Genomic DNA, 17,058 nt, shown 5'->3' with positions numbered 1-17,058 from the left:
GGAGCAAGAAACATGACGATTCTCGGCATCGAACAGATTACCTACGGCGTGACGGATCTCAACACCTGCCGTCGCTTTTTCGCCGATTGGGGCATGAAGGAGACCGCGCACGACGAAACGCGCGCGCGCTTTGAAACACTCAACGGCTGCACCGTGCTGGTGGCGGATGCGAACGACGCATCGCTGCCTGCTGCCTTCGAAGCAGGCCCCACGCTGCGCGAAGTGGTCTGGGGCGTGGCCACGCGCGAAGCACTCGACGCGCTGCGTGAGCGCCTGAAAGGCCAGCCCGGCTATCACGTCGATGAAACCGGCGTGGGTTGTTTCGACCCCGCAGGCATGGCGATTCGCGTGGAAGTCACGCGCAAGCGCGAGATCGACGTGCAGGGTTCACCGTCGAATGTGTGGGGCCAGACGTTGCGCGTCGATACGCCTTCGCCCATCTACGAGCGTGCGGAACCGGTCGAAGTGGGCCATGTGGTGTTCTTCACCAACTGCCTCGCGGAACAGGAAAAGTTCTATCACGAGCTGTTGGGCTTCGAAACTTCGGATCGCTATCCAAATCGCGGCGCCTTCATGCGCTGCGCGCCGCACGGCGGTCATCACGACCTGTTCCTGCTCGCGCTGCCCGACGGCAAGAAGGGCCTCAATCACGTGGCCTTCACGGTGCGCGATATTCATGAGGTGTTCGGCGGCGGTCTGCATATCAGCCGTTGCGGCTGGACCACGCAGCTTGGGCCGGGTCGCCATCCGGTGTCGTCGGCCTACTTCTGGTACTTCAAGAATCCGGCGGGCGGTCTGATCGAGTATTACGCCGACGAAGACCAGCTCACGCCCGAGTGGGAGCCGCGCGAATTCGAACCGGGCCCGACCGTGTTTGCGGAATGGGCCATCGATGGCGGTCTGGACGGCAATACCCGCCGCCAGAAGAACGCCGAAGCGCCCAAGGGCAAGTTCATGACGGAGCGTAAATCATGAGCGAATCGATTCAAACCGGCGCGGTGGACGCGCCGCGCACCGTCGTCGTGATCGGCGGCGGCCAGGCCGCGGGCTGGGTCGTCAAGACGCTGCGCCAGGAAGGCTACGCGGGCCGCCTCGTAATGATCGCCGACGAAGCGCATCTGCCTTATGAGCGTCCGCCGCTTTCGAAGGCCGTGCTCGCCGGCGAAGCCGATATCGAAACGGTTCGCATCGCGAGGCCCGATGAATTCGCATCCCTGAATATCGAGGCATGGCAGCCCGATTGCGCCATCGCCATCGACCGCGCCAATCGCACGGTGACAACGCGCTTGGGCCGCGCCGTGAAATACGACCGTCTCGTGATCGCCACGGGCGGCGCGGCGCGCAAGCTGCCGGACAGCATCGCGAAGAGCGCGCACGTCACGTATCTGCGCACGCTCGACGAAGCGATCACGCTGGGCGAGCGCCTGCGTCGCAGCCAGCGCGTGCTGGTGGTGGGCGGCGGCTGGATCGGCCTGGAAGTGGCGGCGACGGCGCGCAAGCTGGGCGTCGAAGCCACGGTGATCGAAGGCGCGCCGCGTCTGTGCGCGCGTTCGCTGCCCAATGAAGTGTCGCGGTTCCTGCTCGATCTGCATCGCGGCAATGGCGTGGATATCCGCCTGAATGTGCAGCTCGTTTCGCTGGACGATCACGGCGACGGCGTGCGTGCGACCTTCGCGGACGGCAGCACGCTGGACGCGGATTTCGCGGTGGCTGGCATCGGTCTCGCGCCGCACACGGCGATTGCCGAGGCGGCAGGACTGGACGTGCAGGACGGCATCGTCGTCGACGAATTTGGCCAGACTTCGGATTCCGATATTTTTGCCTGCGGCGACGTGGCGAATCATCCCAACGCATGGCTCAAGCGCCGCGTGCGACTGGAATCGTGGGCCAACGCGCAGAACCAGGCAATCGCGGCAGCGAAAGCCGTGCTGGGCGTGAAGACGCCATATGCGGAAATTCCGTGGTTCTGGTCCGATCAGTACGACGTGAATCTGCAGATTCTCGGCGAGATTCCGGCGGACGTCACACCGGCGCTGCGCGGTAACCTCGAAGAAAAGCGCGCGACGCTGTTCTTCGTGGAAGACGGGCATCTGCGCGGCGTCATCGCCATCAATTCGGCGCGCGATCTGAAGCTCGCGCGCAAGTGGATGAACCAGGGCCGCGCGGTGGATATCGCGGCACTCGTCGATACCAGCAAGGCGCTCGCGTAGCGTCACCATCAGTGATACCGACATACGGGACGGGACCACAGGCATGAGAACCCTCGATACACCTTTCGGCCATAGCGGCGCTGCTGCTGCGCTCGACGAGACGCCGGTGAGCGAACCGCTCACACGCGGCTCGATCATCGCGCGCCTCGAACGGCTGCCGACCAACGCCATGCAGGTGCGCGCGCGTATCCTGATCGGCCTTGCCACGTTCTTCGACGGCTTCGACGTGATCGCCATCGCCGCGACCCTGCCGATCCTGATCCAGAAGTGGCAGCTCACGCCGTGGGAGATCGGCTTTCTGATCGCCTCCGGATCGGTCGGTCAGTTGTTCGGCGCGTTCCTGTTTCCGTGGCTTGCGGAACGTCATGGCCGCGTGCGCGCGATTGCGTGGAGCTCGGGCATTATCGGCGTGACCAGCATTGCCTGCGGGTTTGCGCCCAGCTTCGCGGTGTTCGCGGCGCTGCGCGTGATTCAGGGCTTTGGTCTGGGCGGCGAATTGCCGGTGGCCGCGACCTATATCAACGAGGTCAGCCGCGCGCATGGCCGAGGACGCTTCGTTCTCCTCTACGAGATCGTGTTCCCGATCGGCCTGCTCGCCTCGAATGCGCTGGGCGCCTTCATCGTGCCGCGCTTTGGCTGGCAGGCGATGTACTTCATCGGCGGCATGCCGCTGGTGCTGTTCTTCGTGCTGCGCAAGCTGGTGCCGGAATCGCCGCGCTGGCTGGCCGAACGCGAACGTCTGGCCGATGCCGAAGCGGCGGTGCACGCTTTCGAGCGTACCGCCAAGGGACCGCTGCCGCCTGTCACGAACGCCGCCGAGTTTGACGCGATGGCGAAGCGTCATCCGAAGCGCAGCTTGAAGGATCTGTTTGGCCCGGCCTATCTCAAGCGCACGATTGCGGTGGCGATGCTGTGGATGACCTGCGGCTTCATTCAGTACGGTCTTTCGACGTGGCTGCCGACGATCTATCGCGCCATCTATCACGCGCCGCTGCAGCTGGCGTTGAATCTGGCGGTGGCGGCTTCCGTGCTGGGCGTGGTGGGTTCGCTCACCTGCGCGCTGCTGGTGGACAAGGTGGGCCGCAAGCCCATCATCAATGTGTCGTTTCTATTGTGCGCGGTGTCGCTGGCGCTGGCGGGCGTGTGCCATTCGATGTCGGTCTATGTGGTGGCGACGCTTTGCGCCTTGGCACTCGGTTTGCTGGCTAGCGGCTTTATCACCGCCTACGTCTATACGCCGGAGCTGTACCCCACGAGCATCCGCGCCATGGGTTGCGGCATGGGCGGCGCGTGGCTGAAGGTGGCGGCGATTTTCGCGCCCACGATTGTGTCGAAGACGATGATCGGCGGCCATCTGGATGTGGCGTTCTACATCCTCGCCGCGGTGCCGTTCCTCGCGGCCATTGCGGTGCATTTCCTCGGCATCGAAACCAAGGGCAAAGTGTTGGAGCAACTTGAAGCGTAATAGCGCGTCTTCGGTAAAACGCCAAAACGCGGCGGCCGGGAAACTGGCCGCCGCGCTCAAACGAGCTTGCAAGTCGGTCATGCGATGGTGGCGAAACGCGCCAATCTGCGCTTGAACCGTGACGAATTCCGCGTCCACGCCCTCGATGGGAATGGAGCCGTTGCGGATCGCCGACGTCTGCGGATGCTCGGCGATGGCAATTGCGAGCCGTGCTTTCTGAGTCAACATCCTCTCTTTGTTTGAATGAGCCGTCGCGGGTGGGCGCGCCGGCGCCTGTATTTTTTGCAGTTTATGAAGGGAATGGGAGCGCAAGGCACGGAGTGTACGGCGCGCATCGGGGGGCTAGACTGACCGCATTGTGTTGATCGATGAAAATGACGGGAGCCCGCAATGGCCGCAACTGCTGAAACGAGCGATAGCGAAACTGCCGCGCGCTGCGACGCGATCTGGGCCAATGCGGCGGCGTCGCTCGAACGCGACGGCTATGCGGTGTTGCCCGCGCTGCTTACGCCCGACCAGTGCACTAAACTCGCCGATATTTATCCGCAGGACGCGCGTTTTCGTTCGCGTGTCGTGATGGCGCGGCATAACTTCGGGCGCGGCGAGTATAAATATTTTGCCTATCCGTTGCCGCCCTTTATCGACCGGCTGCGCCATGCGCTGTATCGGCGCCTCGCGCCGATTGCCAATCGCTGGAACCGGCAACTGGGTGTTGACGTTCAATATCCCGCTGATTTGAAAGCGTTTCTGGCGCACTGCCGTGCAGCCGGTCAGACAAGGCCCACTCCGCTCATGCTGCGTTATGGCCCAGGCGACTACAACTGCCTGCACCAGGACCTGTACGGCGAACATGTGTTCCCGCTTCAGGTGGCGATCGTGCTTTCCGCGCCCGAAGTGGATTTCACGGGCGGCGAATTCGTCATGACCGGAACGCGCAGCAGCGGCCAGTACGCCGACGTCGTGCCTTTGATGCAGGGCGATGCGGTGGTGTTCGCCGTCAACGAACGGCCCGAAGTGGCGGGCCGCGCGCGCAAGGTCACGATGCGTCATGGCGTGAGCGTCGTGCGCAGCGGTACGCGGTACACGCTCGGCATGATCTTTCACGACGCGCGCGAGCCGTCCGCATCGGCATGAAGAACGACAACATGCTTGAGAGTTTCGATTTGCAGAGGATTTCGGCGCAACTCGATGCAGAGGCCTATGCGGTGTTGCCGGGTTGCTTTGACGCCGACGAAGCGCGCGCGATGGCGAACCTGCTCGATGCGGGGCGCGTCAAGCGCGGCCCCGATGGCGGCGAGTTCCACTACTTCGACGAAGCCATGCCGCCGCGATTGAACGCCTGGTGTGATGCTTCATATCGGTGGCTTGTGCCATTGGCTAACCGATGGAACACGCTTGCAGGAATCGATCGCACCTTTCCCCCGGAATTCGAGGCGTTTCTCGAAGCGAACCGCGGCGCCGGGCAGCATCGCCAGCAATCGCATCTTTGCCGCTTGCGCGAAGGCGATCGGCTGGGTCTGCATCGTCATGACGAAGGCGAATGGACATTTCCGTTTCAGCTTGTCGCGTTGCTCAGCGAGCCGAAGCGCGCCTTCACGGGCGGCGAGTTCGTCATGACGGAGCAGCGCCCGCGTATGCAGTCGCGACCGATGGTGGTACCTCTGCAATACGGCGATATAGCGATTATCGCGAGCGCGCAACGGCCCGTGCAGGGCGCACATGGTTACTATCGGGGCCACCTCAAGCACGCGATCAGCCGCGTGCGCAGTGGCGAGCGCATTGGCCTGGAATGGGTTTTTCATCAAACACAATAACGCGCCCAGGTCCGCTGCCATCTGAACCGCCGCGAGGATTACTGGCGAAGGCAATGGCGACTCGTTCGAACTACGTAGAAAGCGGTCCAGACGGGCGGCTCGCATTTCCAGCGCGCCCGGATACAATCGGCGATCCGCCCGATTTATTCCAACTACGATTCAGGAGACTGGCATGGCCTCACTGGAGAGTGCGTCCTCCCCGCGCGCCGCCGACCGTGCATCAAATCAGGCCATCGACAAAGGCGCGATTTCCACGCGCCTCGACCGCCTGCCCGCCACGGGCGCGATCTGGAAGCTCGTCTTGCTCCTGAGCCTGGGCTTTTTCTTCGAACTCTACGATCTGCTTTACACGGGCTATGTCGCGCCCGGCCTCGTCAAGAGCGGCATCCTCACACCCACCACGCCGGGCCTGTTCGGCACCTCGGGGATCGCGGGGTTTATCGCCGCGCTCTTTAGCGGGCTGTTCGTCGGCACGATTGCCTGCGGGTTTCTCGCCGACCGCTTTGGCCGCCGCGCGATCTTTACGTGGTCGATGCTCTGGTATGTGGTCGCCAATACCGTGATGGCGTTTCAGGACAGCGCGGCGGGGCTGAACTTCTGGCGCTTCGTGTCGGGCATGGGTATCGGCGTGGAACTGGTGACGATCGGCACGTATCTGTCCGAACTCGCGCCCAGGCATCTGCGCGGCCGCGCGTTCGCCGTGTGCCAGACGATCGGCTTCACCGCCGTGCCGGTGGCCGCGTATCTATCGTATCTGCTGGTGCCGCACGCGCCCTATGGGCTGGATGGCTGGCGCTGGGTCGTGCTGCTGGGCGGCGTGAGCGCGCTGTTCGTGTGGTACTTCCGGCGCAATCTGCCGGAAAGCCCGCGCTGGCTCGCCGGGCAGGGACGTCTGGACGAAGCGCACGCGGTGCTCAGCCGCCTTGAAGCCACGGTCGAGCGTCAATACGGCCGCGCGTTGCCCGCTCCGGCCGCGGCAGAACCCGTGATGCCGAAGTCCGGTTTCGCCGCTATGTGGAAGCCGCCGTACCGCAAGCGCACGATCATGCTGGTGCTGTTCCATATCTTCCAGACCATCGGCTTTTTTGGCTTCGCCAACTGGGTGCCCACATTGCTCGTCAAACAGGGCATCACCGTCACGTCGAGCCTGCTCTATACGACCGTGATCGGGCTGGCGGCGCCGCTCGGGCCGCTGCTCGGCTATGCCATTGCGGATCGTTTCGAGCGCAAGCATGTGATCGTCTGCATGGCCGCGCTCAATATCGTCGCCGGGCTGTTGTTCAGTCAGGTGCGATCGGCGGGCGCAATCGTCACGCTTGGCGTGCTGCTGACGCTGGCGAGCAACATTATCTCGTTCAGCTATCACACCTATCAGCAGGAGCTTTATCCCACCGCGATCCGCGCGCGCGCCGTGGGCTTTGTCTATTCGTGGAGCCGGCTGTCGGCGGTGTTCAGCTCGTTCGTGATCGCGTCTACGCTGCGCGAATTCGGCGTGACCGGCGTGTTCGTGTTCATCGCGGGCGCGATGTCGCTGGTGATCGTCGCAATTGGCCTGATGGGGCCGCGCACGCTCGGCAAATCGCTGGAGAGCATTTCGCACTAGCGCACGCGGCGGGCGCGTCAGTTATCGACGCGCTGCTGGAGTTGCGCCGGATAGCGCTCGCCCACCACCTTGATGGCGGCGAGCGCCGCTTCGATAGACGCGAGTTCCGCCGGGGTCAGAGAAACCGCCTCGGCGGCGACGTTTTCTTCGAGCCGGGCAAGCTTCGTCGTCCCAGGAATCGGCACGATCCACGGTTTCTGGGCGAGCAGCCAGGCGATCGCGATCTGCGCGCGCGTCGTGCCTTTTTTGTTTGCAATCGTGCCGAGCACGTCGACGAGTTGCGCATTGGCCTTGCGGTTTTCTTCCGAGAAACGCGGCACGACGTTGCGGAAATCGCTTTGATCGAAAGTTGTGTTCGCGTCGATTGCGCCGGTCAGGAAGCCTTTTCCGAGCGGACTGAACGGCACGAAGCCAATCCCCAGTTCTTCGAGTGTCGCGAACACCTTCTGCTCGGGTTCACGCCACCAGAGCGAGTATTCGCTTTGCAGCGCCGCCACCGGCTGAACCGCGTGGGCGCGGCGGATGGTCTGCGCGCCCGCTTCGGACAGGCCAAAATGCTTGACCTTGCCTTCGGCGATCAGGTCCTTGACGGCGCCCGCCACGTCCTCGATCGGCACGTTCGGGTCGACGCGATGCTGGTAAAACAGGTCGATCCGGTCGGTCTTCAGGCGTTTGAGCGATGCTTCGGCCACCGCGCGAATGCGCTCGGGGCGGCTGTCCACGCCGGCTTTGGAGTCGCCGTCCTTGAAGCCGAATTTGGTTGCGATGACAACCTGATCGCGAAAGGGTGCGAGCGACTCGCCTAGAAGCTCTTCATTGGCGAACGGGCCATAGGCTTCCGCGCTATCGAAGAACGTGACGCCCAGTTCAAAGGCCCTGCGAATGAGTTCGACCCCCGCGGCCGTCTCCGTCGCCGGTCCATAGCCGAAGCTCAGACCCATGCAGCCCAGACCGATTGCGGAGACTTCAAGCCCACTATTGCCGAGTTGACGCGCCTTCATGCTTGCTCCTGTCAGTTTCTCAGGAGATCAAGTGTATTTTCTGCAGAAGGCCTCAACAATGGGGCTAAATCGGCATGAGCTAATGAGCCAGATTCATCAATGCGCTGGCGGGCCGTGGAAATGCGCTCAACCGGCCTGAAGCTGTTCAGCCTTCACCGTGGCGAGTCGCGTGCCCGCAAACGGGTCGTCGCGCCAATCGACGCTGGCGCGTTTGTCCGCCTGGGGCGCTTCGGCCCGGCGTACGGAAAAGTGATCGAGGGATTGTCCGGCGCTCATCGCCTGCACCACCCATTGCGGCGCGGCGCCTTCGCCGTCCCAGCTATTGCCAAAAGCGTCGCGATACTTGACCGCCTGGAGGCGGCGTTGATCTTCGGCGAGGGAGGCGGCAATGGCTTCGGGCGTGATACCGAATTCGGCCATTCTGCGTTGCAGATAGGCCACGATGCTGTCTCGCTTTCTTTCATCCATCCTGGTTGGCTCCACTCGGCAAGGTGTGATTGATCGAGCCGGTGCAAATCGTGTGCCGCCAGGATAGCACAGCGGACAGGGATGTCCGCTCTATTGTGCGCATGGGCAAAGTGTTAGCCGGGAAGTTGATGGGCCCGGTCGGCAGCGTGTTGCGCGGCGCGTTCTTCGGCCTGCTTCTTCGCCATGTGATGGCCGACGATGCAGCCGCCGACCGCGCCCACGACTGCATGGTGGCCCGCGTAGTGGCCAGCCACGCCGCCCACGACCGCGCCCTTCATGCAACCCGCGGCGTTTGCGCTGCCGGCTGCCGCCAGACCGAGAGCGGCGGCAGCAACGAAAAGACTCATGCGGTGATTCAGTTTCATAATATTTGTCTGCTGGAAAATTCAATCAATTCGATGTAAATCCGATCTGGATTCATTCAACCGTGGCCCGGTTCAATAACCCCAGCCACGGTCGTGCCATTCATGCTCGTGCCGTTCGTGCTCGCGCCATTCATGTTCGTGGCGTTCGTGTTCGCGCCATTCGTGCTCCCGCCACTGGCGCGCGCGCCAGTCGTCGTCGCCGCGCCAGGCCATCTCGACGGGCGGCGGCTCAGGAGCATAGGCTACCGGCGGCGGTGGAGCAATATATACCGGCGCAGGCTCCGCGTAGGTCACGCCCGGCACCACCACACCCAGTGCGACGTCCACATGCGCGCTGGCGGCCGTGGAAGCCACCAGTGCTGCCGCGCCCAGTACCACGCCCAGTATCGTCTTGTTCATTTCGCTGTTCCTCCGCACTTTCCATGCGTCCTGTTATGCACGGTTCGGAGTGTAGGCGGGACATGCTCGCACAGGTGCAACCGGAATGCCAGATTGGTAACAGCAATTTAACAGCAGCTTAAGCCGTGCTTAAATTCGGCTCAAAAGCCGTTCCGGTGCGCTTACTGATAGTCGGTGAACTTCGACACTGGCGTGCTGCTGTCCGGCAGCGGCGAGTAGCCCGGCACGTTGTCCTTGAACTGGTCTAGCAGGCCGTTATCGACCTTCGACAGCCCCTTGAGCTGCAACTGCATCAGCACGCGGCTGCCGGTGCTCGGCACCGTCGTGCTGGTTTCGTTGGTGTATTTCTCGAACGCGATGCCCAGCGACCAGCAATCGGCGTCGTACTGGAAGCCCAGCAGGCCGGCGATCAGGCGGTGCAGGTGCATGTCGTAGTTCACGCGCGCGACGCTGGAAAGGCGGCGGCTGAGCGGCCATTGCCCGGAGACGATGAACTGGCTGACTGGTTCGGTATCGTCGGTGGAGTCGGTCGCATCGCGGCGCGTGTAGCGCCAGGCTACGTTGACGACTTCGCCGGTGGCGGGCGCCCACGAAAAGCCCGTGCTCGTATGCGAGAAATATGAATTCGACTCGTTGTATTCGATGGCCTGTTCGGCCTTGAAATTATTACCAATATTGAGCGAGCCGCCTGCGATGAAGCCGGTGCGCGTGAGGTCGGTCGCGCTGCCGTCCGCGAGCAGCGTCACGCGCGGCGTGGTGAAATTGTATTGCTGCGCGAGCACGAAGCGCGCGGCCTCGGCGCCTGTTGCGGCGTCGATGAAGCGGGTGGTGATGGCCGCCGTCACGCGATTGGCGTCGGCGATACGATCGTTGCCGACAAAACTATTGGTACTGAAAATCTCCGCGAGACCAAAATCGCTTTGTGCGGTATCGAATAACGGCGCGAAATTCTGGTTGCGGTACGGCGTATAGACGTAGAACAGCCGCGGTTCGAGCGTCTGGAGATACGAGTGGCCGAACAGCGTGACGTTGCGTTCGAACGTCATGCCGGAGTCCAGACTCAACGTCGGCACGTTGACCGAGAAATTGCGCGGCTGGCCCGCGATCGGATCGCTGCCAAGCGTCGAAAGATCGTAGGCCGCGAAATGCCACTGCACCTTGGGCGTGATGTACCACGACGGCCGCACGATCGGCATCGAGACGTACGGGTTGAAAACGAAGCGGTTGCCCTGCGCGACGGTGCTATCCGACAGGGTGAAGCGAGACGCGTCGGCTTGCGCGCCAAAGTCCAACCCGCCCACGTTGTAGCGCGCGTAGTTCACGTTGATCTGCGGTTCGCGGTTATAGACCGAATTGCCCGAATACGACTGCCAGTGCTGCTCGCGCAACAGCACCGACCACGGCCCGTTTGCGTAACGCAGGCCCGCTTCCTGATCGTAAAGCGTGGTCGAGCCCAGCAGCGTTTGACCCGCTGAAATCAGATCCGTGTTGACGTTGCCGTCCGACACGCGGTTGTAATTCACATAGGCCGAAAACCCGGAGCCGATCTGCCAGTCCTGCTTGATCGAAAGCGAATAGCGCTGGGTTTTCGTGAGCGCATCGTGCGGCAGGATCAGTCCGGAAATTTCACCGCTGTAGTTGCTGCCCAGGTAGCGATAGTCCGCGCTGATAAGTTCGCCGCGACGGCTGATGATGCGCGGCGTCAGCGTGAGGTCGTAGTTGGGTGCGAGGTTGACATAGAACGGCGTTGCGAGATCGAAGCCGCCGGTGGAGCTGAACGAGAAGGTTGGCGGCAGCAGGCCGCTGCGACGATCGCTCGACAGCGGGAACGACAGCCACGGGCTGGCGAATAGCGGAAAGCCCTGAAAAAACAGCACCGCATTGTGCGCGACGCCGGTATCGGTGCCGCTGTCCATGTCGAAGCGCGAGGCGCGCATATACCACGCCGGTTCTCCGTCGCACTGGCAGGTGGAGTAAGTGCCGTCGTGGATCACGGTGCGTTCGTTGTCGAGCATGTCCGCGCGCGCCGCTGAACCCCAGCCGCCATTGGTCACGAAATGATATTTCGGCGTACTGATGTAGCCTTGCGATGCCTCCACGCGCATATGCGCATAGGGGCCGAAGAAAGTCGCGCCGTTGTCGGTCAGGCTCACATGGCCATAGGCGTCGGCGGTATCGCTGTCCTCGAAATAATGCAGATGGTCGCCTTTGATGACCGAGTCGTAGCGGCGCAATTCGGCCTTGCCGTGCAGCGCGAAGTCGGTGTCGGCGGTGCCCGTCATGGATTCGGCAAGCGCGGCGGTGGCGCCTTTCTGGCCCGCTTGCAGCGGGTGCTCCTGCAATTGCGGATCGACACGCAAGGCCCAGTCGTCGCCGGACGAGTCGGGCAACGAGTCGGGCAACGAGGCGGGCTGTGCCGCCGCGCCCGCGAGCTGTGCGAGCGCCATCGGCGGCGCGAATCCGGGCACGACGAGCAACAGGGAAATCAGCGGTTTCAGACGAAAGCCGCGCACTACGTCACGCAGGATCAAGATGGGCGATGTCAGCAGGGGATTGCGGAAGAACCGGGGAGTGCACGTCTGGGCTCAGGCGCGCAGGCATGCGCTCACGCGCGGGCGCGCCGTTGCGCCATCTCATTGCAGCCATGTGGCGCGCGCGGCAAGCGCGCTCTCGTGATCGGCGGCGGATTCGAGCGCTTCGACGATGCCGGGGATCTGCTCGCACGGCACCGTAAACGCCAGGCTAGCGGTGCGCGAGAGCCGGAAGCGGATCACCAGCTGGCGCGTGCCGTCGAGCCTGCCGATCTCGCAGCCGCGCGCCTGCATGAGCGTAAACGACGGCGTGGGGCTGTTGTCGATGCGCTGGATTTTCTCCATCGCGTTGGGCAACGCCACCAGCAGGTCGTTGAAAACCGAGCGGTGCAGCGCCGCCGTGGCATCGCCGTCGTGGATCAGCAGGAATTCGCCGTCCGCGCTCAGATCGGCCGAGCTGATCTGGCGCACGATCGCCGTCACGCCCTCAGCCATGCGCGGGCGCTCCGGCGTGCGTGGCGTGTGCGAGGCGCTCGCAAGAAAAGAAACGGTGCGTGAGCAAGACAGGCCTCGGGCGGATTGCGATGGCGTCACCATAGACGAAACGCGCCTTTCATTGGGTTACTGCACTTGCGGTTCTTATTAACGGATCTTTCGGGCGCGTTGCGCCGCAAGTCCGTTTTCATGTCTTTTGCCGAAGCACGCGCGAACGTTGCCCGTTCGCCGCGTGTGGGCAGCGTTATTCGCTGTAACTTAAGGGTAACCGCCTGAAATTTTCCGCGCGCTAAGCTGCCGCCGATCTTGTTTAACTGGCCTGTTTAAGTGAGCGGACGTCAAACGGTGGTTGAATGCCAACTGTCGCGGAAGGTCGCTCCGTCTGGAATCATCATGCGACTTTTGCAGCCGGCCTCTCGCGTGGCCGTGGTTTTGTCTCCCGCGCTGGGCGACTCCCTGTTGATGATGATCGTCGTGCGCAATCTGCGCGCGAGCGGCGTTGCCGTGACCGCGTTTGGCAGAAATGCCATCATGCTCGCGGCCTGGTTTCCGGATCTCGATCTCCAGCCTGAACTCACGCGCGACACCGCCCGGGCGATCCTGCCGCGCTACCAGCGCGTGATCGCGATGCGCCGCGACGGCCCGATTGCCGATCCCACCTTGCCGTTGCCCGAAGTCGTGGTGCTCGAACCGGCCTGCCGCGCGCGTTCATCGAAATCGATGGCCGAGCGTCTGATGCAGTTTTGCCACGACGAACTCGGGCTGACACAAGCCGGCAAGAGCAATGGCATGACCGCGCCGGGCGCGCTCCAGCATCGCCGCCATCTTCACCGCATCGCCATCCACCCGACTGCGAGCACGCGCGACAAATGCTGGCTGCCGTCCCGTTTCGTGCGCCTCGCGCTCAGGCTGCGCAAGCTTGGCTTCGATCCGCAATTCGTGGTCGCGCCGCAGGAGCGCGACGCCTGGACGTTCGTGCAGGCGCATGGGATCGGGTTGCCGGAGCTGGGGTCGATTGAGAACGTCGCGGCGTGGCTGTACGAATCGGGCTGGTTTATCGGCAACGATTCGGGCATTGGCCATCTCGCTTCGTGCCTGGACGTGCCGACGCTGTCGCTCTTCATGCGCCGCGGTCTCGCGCGAACGTGGCAACCGGGCTGGGGCGCGGGGCGTGTGGTGATTGGCGGCTATCTGCCGACCGCGCGTCTGCGCGAGCGTTACTGGAAGTACACGCTTTCGGTGGCGCGTGTGGCGCGCGCGTTCGAGCGGCTCAGGAACCAGCAGCAGGAGGCGCTCGCGTGACGCAGTCGTTCGCCAACCGGCCCCGGCGCGTGGCCGTGATCACGTCGAACGCGCTGGGCGACACGCTGTTGCTGATGGTGATCGTGCGCAATCTGCTGGACCATGAACGGGATGTCGTCGTTTTTGGCCGCGCCGCCTGGGCGTTGCGCGGCTGGTTTCGTGATGTCGATATCCGCGAGATACCCGCTGAGGACCGTCTGTGCGCAGAACTCGCGCCGTTCGACATCGTCTTGCAGATGCACGACCATCAACCGGTGCGCAATCTGCCGGCATTCCATCCGAACGTGCGCATACTGGACCCGCTGACGACCGATATCTGGAACCGGCCGATGGTCACCCGCTTCACGGACTTCTGCCGCGCGGAATTCGCTCTGGACGAGGTCGGCACCCACAACGGCCTGATGCCGCGCGTGGGCTTGCAGCACCGCAAAAACACGCGGCGCGTGGTGATTCATCCCGAAGCGAGCACCTCCGACAAGCGCTGGCTGCCGCATCGCTTTCTGCGCCTGGCGCGCCATCTCGAACGCTGGGGCTACGAAGTGGCCTTCGTCATGGCGCCGGAAGAGCTTGCACGCTGGGATACGCTGCTGCTCAGCCGCTTCGCAGTCCATACGTTCTCGAACCTGGACGGGCTGGCGGCCTGGCTGTACGAGTCGGGCTGGTTTATCGGCAACGATTCCGGCGTTGGGCATCTGGCCGCGAATCTGGGCATTCCCACCCTGAGCCTGTTCCGGCGTCGCGCCGTGGCGCAGCGCTGGCGTCCGGCCTGGGGCAACGCGCAAGTGGTGTTGCCGTGGCAGTGGCTGCCGGGCGCGTCGCTCAAGGAGCGCTTCTGGCGGGAGACGTTGACCTGCTCGCGCGTGTTGTCCGCTTTCGCGCGCATGACCGAAGTGTAGCGGCGCGCTGTTGTTCTCGCTGTTGTTCTCGCTGTTGTCCTGCATCGCGCCGGCATTCGACATGCCGGCGCGCGAGATGCTCCCTCAAAGCCGCTTCATTCCCCGATCGGTTCCATCTCCAGCCGATAACCCACCCCATAGATCGAGCGGATCATGTCCTGATCCGGGCGCACCGCCTGGATCTTGCGACGCAGATTTTTGACGTGCGAATCGATCGTGCGATCGGCCACTACGCGATGATCTTCATAGAGCGCGCGCAGCAGATAATCGCGCGCGTAGATGCGGCCCGCGCCTGCATGCAGCAGTGCAAGCAGGCGGAATTCGATTGGCGTGAGATGCAGGTCCTTGCCGTCCAGACGCGCTGCGTGATGCGGCACGTCGATCGAGAACGGTGTGGGCACGGCGCCTTCGGCTTCCTGATGCGCGCGCGCGAGCAACTCCGCGCGGCGCAGGATTGCCTTCACGCGCGCCACCACTTCGCGCGGACTGAACGGCTTGCAGACGTAGTCGTCCGCGCCGAGTTCGAGACCGAGCAGGCGGTCGATTTCGTCCACGCGCGCGGTGATGATCATCACCGGAACGGCCGAAAACGAGCGTAATTCACGGCATATTTCGAGCCCGCTGCGCCCCGGCAGCATCAGGTCTAACAGCACCATCGAGGGCGCATGTTCGCGCACATAGGGCACGACTTCCCGTCCGTTGGCCAGGATCGTGGTGGTGAAATCTTCCTTGGCCAGATAGTCGGCAAGCAGCGCCGCGAGCTTGGGCTCGTCTTCGACGATCAGGATGGAAGGCCGTGTGGTCGGGTCAATCATTGTTGGTGTAGGCGAGGAAGTTGGACGAGGACGCGCAGGCCTCCGAGCGGCGAGCGCGATGCCTCGATAGTGCCGCCGTGCGTCTCCACGATGCGCTTGCACAACGCAAGACCGAGCCCCGCGCCGCCGCTTTGACGGCTGCGGGAAGGGTCGACGCGGAAGAAGCGGTCGAACAGATGCGGAAGCAGCGGGGCGGGCACAGGCGGGAAGGAATCCTGAACATCCACATAAAGGGCATGGTCGTCTTCCGAGATGCTGACGTGCACCTGTCCGCCGGCATTGGTGTAGCGCAGCGCATTTTCAAGCAGGTTTTTCCACAGTTGCGTGAGCCGGTACGGATCGCCCGAGAGCGTGGCGCGGCCGACGCCGGATTCGAATTCGAGCGTGATCTGCTTGGCGGCCAGACGCTCGCGGAACGCATCGCACGACGCCTCGACGATGGGCGTGAGATCGAGCGGCACTTTTTCGAACGAGAGTTGCCCGATATCGGCGAGCGACAGTTCGTAGAGATCGTCGATCAACTGGCTGAGCATGGCGACTTCGGCCTGCAGCGAAGCGATGGTTGCCGCATCAGGCCGGCGCACGCCGTCCTCGATGGCTTCGAGTTCGCCGCGCAGCACCGAAAGCGGCGTGCGCAATTCGTGCGATACGTCAGCGATAAAGTCGCGCCGGTCGCCCTCGGCCTTCTCCAGCGACGCGGCGAGGCGGTTGAAATCGCTCGCCAGCATCTGCAGTTCGTCGCGGCCTTTGGCGGGTATGCGCGTGGCGTAGTCGCCGCCCGCAAGGCGGTGCGTGGCGGTGACGATGCGCTTGATCGGCGTGAGCAGCGTGCGCGCGAGGACGATCGCCATGGCAGCCGAGAGCAACGCGGTAAAACCCACGATGATCCAGGTCGCCTGCATCTGGCGGTCCTTGAAGCGGATCTCGGCCTGATTGATGAGCGCGGCGGGGCCTGCCACCGCGATGTAGCCCACGATCTGCCCTTTGACCTTGAGCGGATGGCGCTCCGCGTCGGGGGGCGGAGGCGGCCCCGCTTTGGTGACGAGGTCCATGTGCGCGTCATAGAGCGAGAAAGGCGCGTGGGGGGGGCGCGCGCGACCGGGCGTATTGGGCCCGAAGAAAGCGGCCTTGCCGTTGTTGCCTTGCGGGGCGATGGCGTCATTCGGTCCTGTTGCTCCAAACGGCGCATTCGCGCCGCTCAAACCAAACGGGCCACCGGGGTCAGCCGGGCCACCGGGGCCATTCGAGCCATTCGGTCCATTCGGTCCATTCGGTCCAGGGCCGTTGAGGCCAAATCCGCCGGGCATGTCCGGTGGATTTGCGTTGTCGGGGCCGGGCGGCATGCCGGGGGGCGCCGCGCCGTCGAAGGGCGGCGGCCCTAGCCTCTGGTTGCGCATGAAATCCCAGTTGCCGTGCTGGGCGTAGGCCGTCTCAAGCTCGTGTTTGAGCGCCGCGACCTCGGATGCGGCCTGCTCCTGCATGAAATCCACGAAGCCGAATTCGAAACTCGCCCGGATCGCCGCGCCCATGGCGACCGCCGCAATGACGCATGCGGAGAGGATCGCGAGGAAAAGTTTGAACGTGATGCTGGCTTTCATGAAGCGTTCAGCCGGATGGGAATGATGTGATGAAATCAAGCGTTATTTTCACCCGAAGCAGCCCGTAAGGGTCTTATGCACAGTACGAATTCACAT

16 protein-coding genes and 1 pseudogene are annotated in these 17,058 nt (G+C 63.4%); 8 read left to right on the top strand and 9 right to left on the bottom strand.

Annotated elements, in window-relative coordinates:
- Window positions 1-12 precede the first annotated feature (12 nt).
- From F4827_RS27975 to F4827_RS27965, 3 genes are read left to right on the top strand one after another with little or no spacing between them, the layout of a single operon-like run.
- Window positions 13-975, top strand: coding sequence for a VOC family protein (locus F4827_RS27975; RefSeq protein WP_183729516.1), 963 nt, complete (start codon window positions 13-15; stop codon window positions 973-975).
- The gene (locus F4827_RS27970) at window positions 972-2,210 is read left to right on the top strand and encodes an NAD(P)/FAD-dependent oxidoreductase (protein WP_183729513.1); all 1,239 of its coding nucleotides are present in this window, start codon (window positions 972-974) and stop codon (window positions 2,208-2,210) included. The genes F4827_RS27975 and F4827_RS27970 overlap by 4 nt, the downstream gene beginning before the upstream one ends.
- A gap of 43 nt (window positions 2,211-2,253) precedes the next feature.
- Window positions 2,254-3,675 (top strand): MFS transporter, encoded by a 1,422-nt coding sequence (locus tag F4827_RS27965; RefSeq protein WP_183729510.1) that lies wholly within the window; start codon window positions 2,254-2,256, stop codon window positions 3,673-3,675.
- A 90-nt stretch (window positions 3,676-3,765) separates the two neighbouring features.
- Here F4827_RS27965 and F4827_RS35895 read toward each other — a convergent pair.
- Window positions 3,766-3,903, bottom strand: a pseudogene (locus F4827_RS35895) (ABC transporter substrate-binding protein); the annotation flags it as partial.
- A 162-nt stretch (window positions 3,904-4,065) separates the two neighbouring features.
- Between F4827_RS35895 and F4827_RS27960 the strand changes: the two are divergent.
- The 3 genes from F4827_RS27960 to F4827_RS27950 all read left to right on the top strand — a co-directional run bounded on the left by F4827_RS27960 (window position 4,066) and on the right by F4827_RS27950 (window position 7,092).
- Entirely contained in the window at window positions 4,066-4,809 is a 744-nt protein-coding gene (locus F4827_RS27960; RefSeq protein WP_183729507.1) for a 2OG-Fe(II) oxygenase, read from the top strand.
- A complete protein-coding gene (locus tag F4827_RS27955) occupies window positions 4,806-5,489 on the top strand; it encodes a 2OG-Fe(II) oxygenase (protein WP_183729504.1) in 684 nt (227 codons plus the stop codon). Before F4827_RS27960 ends, F4827_RS27955 begins: the two co-directional genes overlap by 4 nt.
- 172 nt (window positions 5,490-5,661) lie before the next feature.
- Entirely contained in the window at window positions 5,662-7,092 is a 1,431-nt protein-coding gene (locus tag F4827_RS27950) for an MFS transporter (RefSeq protein ID WP_183729501.1), read from the top strand.
- A gap of 17 nt (window positions 7,093-7,109) precedes the next feature.
- Here the strand turns inward: F4827_RS27950 and F4827_RS27945 are convergent, their stop codons facing one another.
- From F4827_RS27945 to F4827_RS27920, 6 genes are all read right to left on the bottom strand, one after another.
- Complete coding sequence (locus tag F4827_RS27945) at window positions 7,110-8,093, bottom strand: aldo/keto reductase (protein ID WP_183729498.1); 984 nt, start codon at window positions 8,091-8,093, stop codon at window positions 7,110-7,112.
- 126 nt (window positions 8,094-8,219) lie between these two features.
- Complete coding sequence (locus F4827_RS27940) at window positions 8,220-8,561, bottom strand: H-NS family nucleoid-associated regulatory protein (protein ID WP_183729494.1); 342 nt, start codon at window positions 8,559-8,561, stop codon at window positions 8,220-8,222.
- A 113-nt stretch (window positions 8,562-8,674) separates the two neighbouring features.
- Window positions 8,675-8,926: a hypothetical protein gene (locus F4827_RS27935; protein ID WP_409258867.1), complete on the bottom strand. Its 252-nt coding sequence runs from the start codon at window positions 8,924-8,926 to the stop codon at window positions 8,675-8,677.
- Between the two features lie 72 nt (window positions 8,927-8,998).
- The gene (locus F4827_RS27930) at window positions 8,999-9,325 is read right to left on the bottom strand and encodes a hypothetical protein (RefSeq protein ID WP_183729489.1); all 327 of its coding nucleotides are present in this window, start codon (window positions 9,323-9,325) and stop codon (window positions 8,999-9,001) included.
- Between the two features lie 161 nt (window positions 9,326-9,486).
- Complete coding sequence (locus tag F4827_RS27925) at window positions 9,487-11,802, bottom strand: LPS-assembly protein LptD (protein WP_260175449.1); 2,316 nt, start codon at window positions 11,800-11,802, stop codon at window positions 9,487-9,489.
- A gap of 156 nt (window positions 11,803-11,958) precedes the next feature.
- A complete protein-coding gene (locus F4827_RS27920) occupies window positions 11,959-12,351 on the bottom strand; it encodes a hypothetical protein (RefSeq protein WP_183729486.1) in 393 nt (130 codons plus the stop codon).
- 393 nt (window positions 12,352-12,744) lie between these two features.
- Between F4827_RS27920 and F4827_RS27915 the strand changes: the two genes are divergently transcribed.
- Window positions 12,745-13,653 carry a glycosyltransferase family 9 protein gene (locus F4827_RS27915; protein WP_183729482.1) on the top strand — a complete coding sequence of 303 codons (909 nt, stop codon included), beginning with the start codon at window positions 12,745-12,747 and terminating at the stop codon, window positions 13,651-13,653.
- The gene (locus tag F4827_RS27910; RefSeq protein WP_311674553.1) at window positions 13,650-14,549 is read left to right on the top strand and encodes a glycosyltransferase family 9 protein; all 900 of its coding nucleotides are present in this window, start codon (window positions 13,650-13,652) and stop codon (window positions 14,547-14,549) included. Before F4827_RS27915 ends, F4827_RS27910 begins: the two co-directional genes overlap by 4 nt.
- Before the next feature lie 95 nt (window positions 14,550-14,644).
- On the opposite strand, the gene F4827_RS27905 is transcribed toward F4827_RS27910, so the two are convergent.
- On the bottom strand, window positions 14,645-15,364 hold the full coding sequence (locus tag F4827_RS27905) for a response regulator (protein WP_183729479.1): 720 nt from the start codon (window positions 15,362-15,364) through the stop codon (window positions 14,645-14,647).
- Entirely contained in the window at window positions 15,361-16,962 is a 1,602-nt protein-coding gene (locus tag F4827_RS35890) for an ATP-binding protein (RefSeq protein ID WP_183729476.1), read from the bottom strand. The genes F4827_RS27905 and F4827_RS35890 overlap by 4 nt, the downstream gene beginning before the upstream one ends.
- Window positions 16,963-17,058: the final 96 nt, after the last annotated feature.

This window comes from Paraburkholderia bannensis (assembly GCF_014200455.1).
In the GTDB taxonomy this organism is placed as follows: domain Bacteria; phylum Pseudomonadota; class Gammaproteobacteria; order Burkholderiales; family Burkholderiaceae; genus Paraburkholderia; species Paraburkholderia bannensis_A.
Note: the sequence above shows the minus strand (reverse complement) of the source record. Positions and strands in the feature narration are given on the sequence as shown.

Bases quoted from the DNA above. Each gene is read 5' to 3' on its own strand.
- F4827_RS27975 (WP_183729516.1), top strand. From the start codon at position 13: ATGACGATTCTCGGCATCGAACAGATTACCTACGGCGTGACGGATCTC.
- F4827_RS27970 (WP_183729513.1), top strand. From the start codon at position 972: ATGAGCGAATCGATTCAAACCGGCGCGGTGGACGCGCCGCGCACCGTC.
- F4827_RS27965 (WP_183729510.1), top strand. From the start codon at position 2,254: ATGAGAACCCTCGATACACCTTTCGGCCATAGCGGCGCTGCTGCTGCG.
- F4827_RS27960 (WP_183729507.1), top strand. From the start codon at position 4,066: ATGGCCGCAACTGCTGAAACGAGCGATAGCGAAACTGCCGCGCGCTGC.
- F4827_RS27955 (WP_183729504.1), top strand. From the start codon at position 4,806: ATGAAGAACGACAACATGCTTGAGAGTTTCGATTTGCAGAGGATTTCG.
- F4827_RS27950 (WP_183729501.1), top strand. From the start codon at position 5,662: ATGGCCTCACTGGAGAGTGCGTCCTCCCCGCGCGCCGCCGACCGTGCA.
- F4827_RS27945 (WP_183729498.1), bottom strand. From the start codon at position 8,093: ATGAAGGCGCGTCAACTCGGCAATAGTGGGCTTGAAGTCTCCGCAATC.
- F4827_RS27940 (WP_183729494.1), bottom strand. From the start codon at position 8,561: ATGGATGAAAGAAAGCGAGACAGCATCGTGGCCTATCTGCAACGCAGA.
- F4827_RS27935 (WP_409258867.1), bottom strand. From the start codon at position 8,926: ATGAAACTGAATCACCGCATGAGTCTTTTCGTTGCTGCCGCCGCTCTC.
- F4827_RS27930 (WP_183729489.1), bottom strand. From the start codon at position 9,325: ATGAACAAGACGATACTGGGCGTGGTACTGGGCGCGGCAGCACTGGTG.
- F4827_RS27920 (WP_183729486.1), bottom strand. From the start codon at position 12,351: ATGGCTGAGGGCGTGACGGCGATCGTGCGCCAGATCAGCTCGGCCGAT.
- F4827_RS27915 (WP_183729482.1), top strand. From the start codon at position 12,745: ATGCGACTTTTGCAGCCGGCCTCTCGCGTGGCCGTGGTTTTGTCTCCC.
- F4827_RS27905 (WP_183729479.1), bottom strand. From the start codon at position 15,364: ATGATTGACCCGACCACACGGCCTTCCATCCTGATCGTCGAAGACGAG.
- F4827_RS35890 (WP_183729476.1), bottom strand. From the start codon at position 16,962: ATGAAAGCCAGCATCACGTTCAAACTTTTCCTCGCGATCCTCTCCGCA.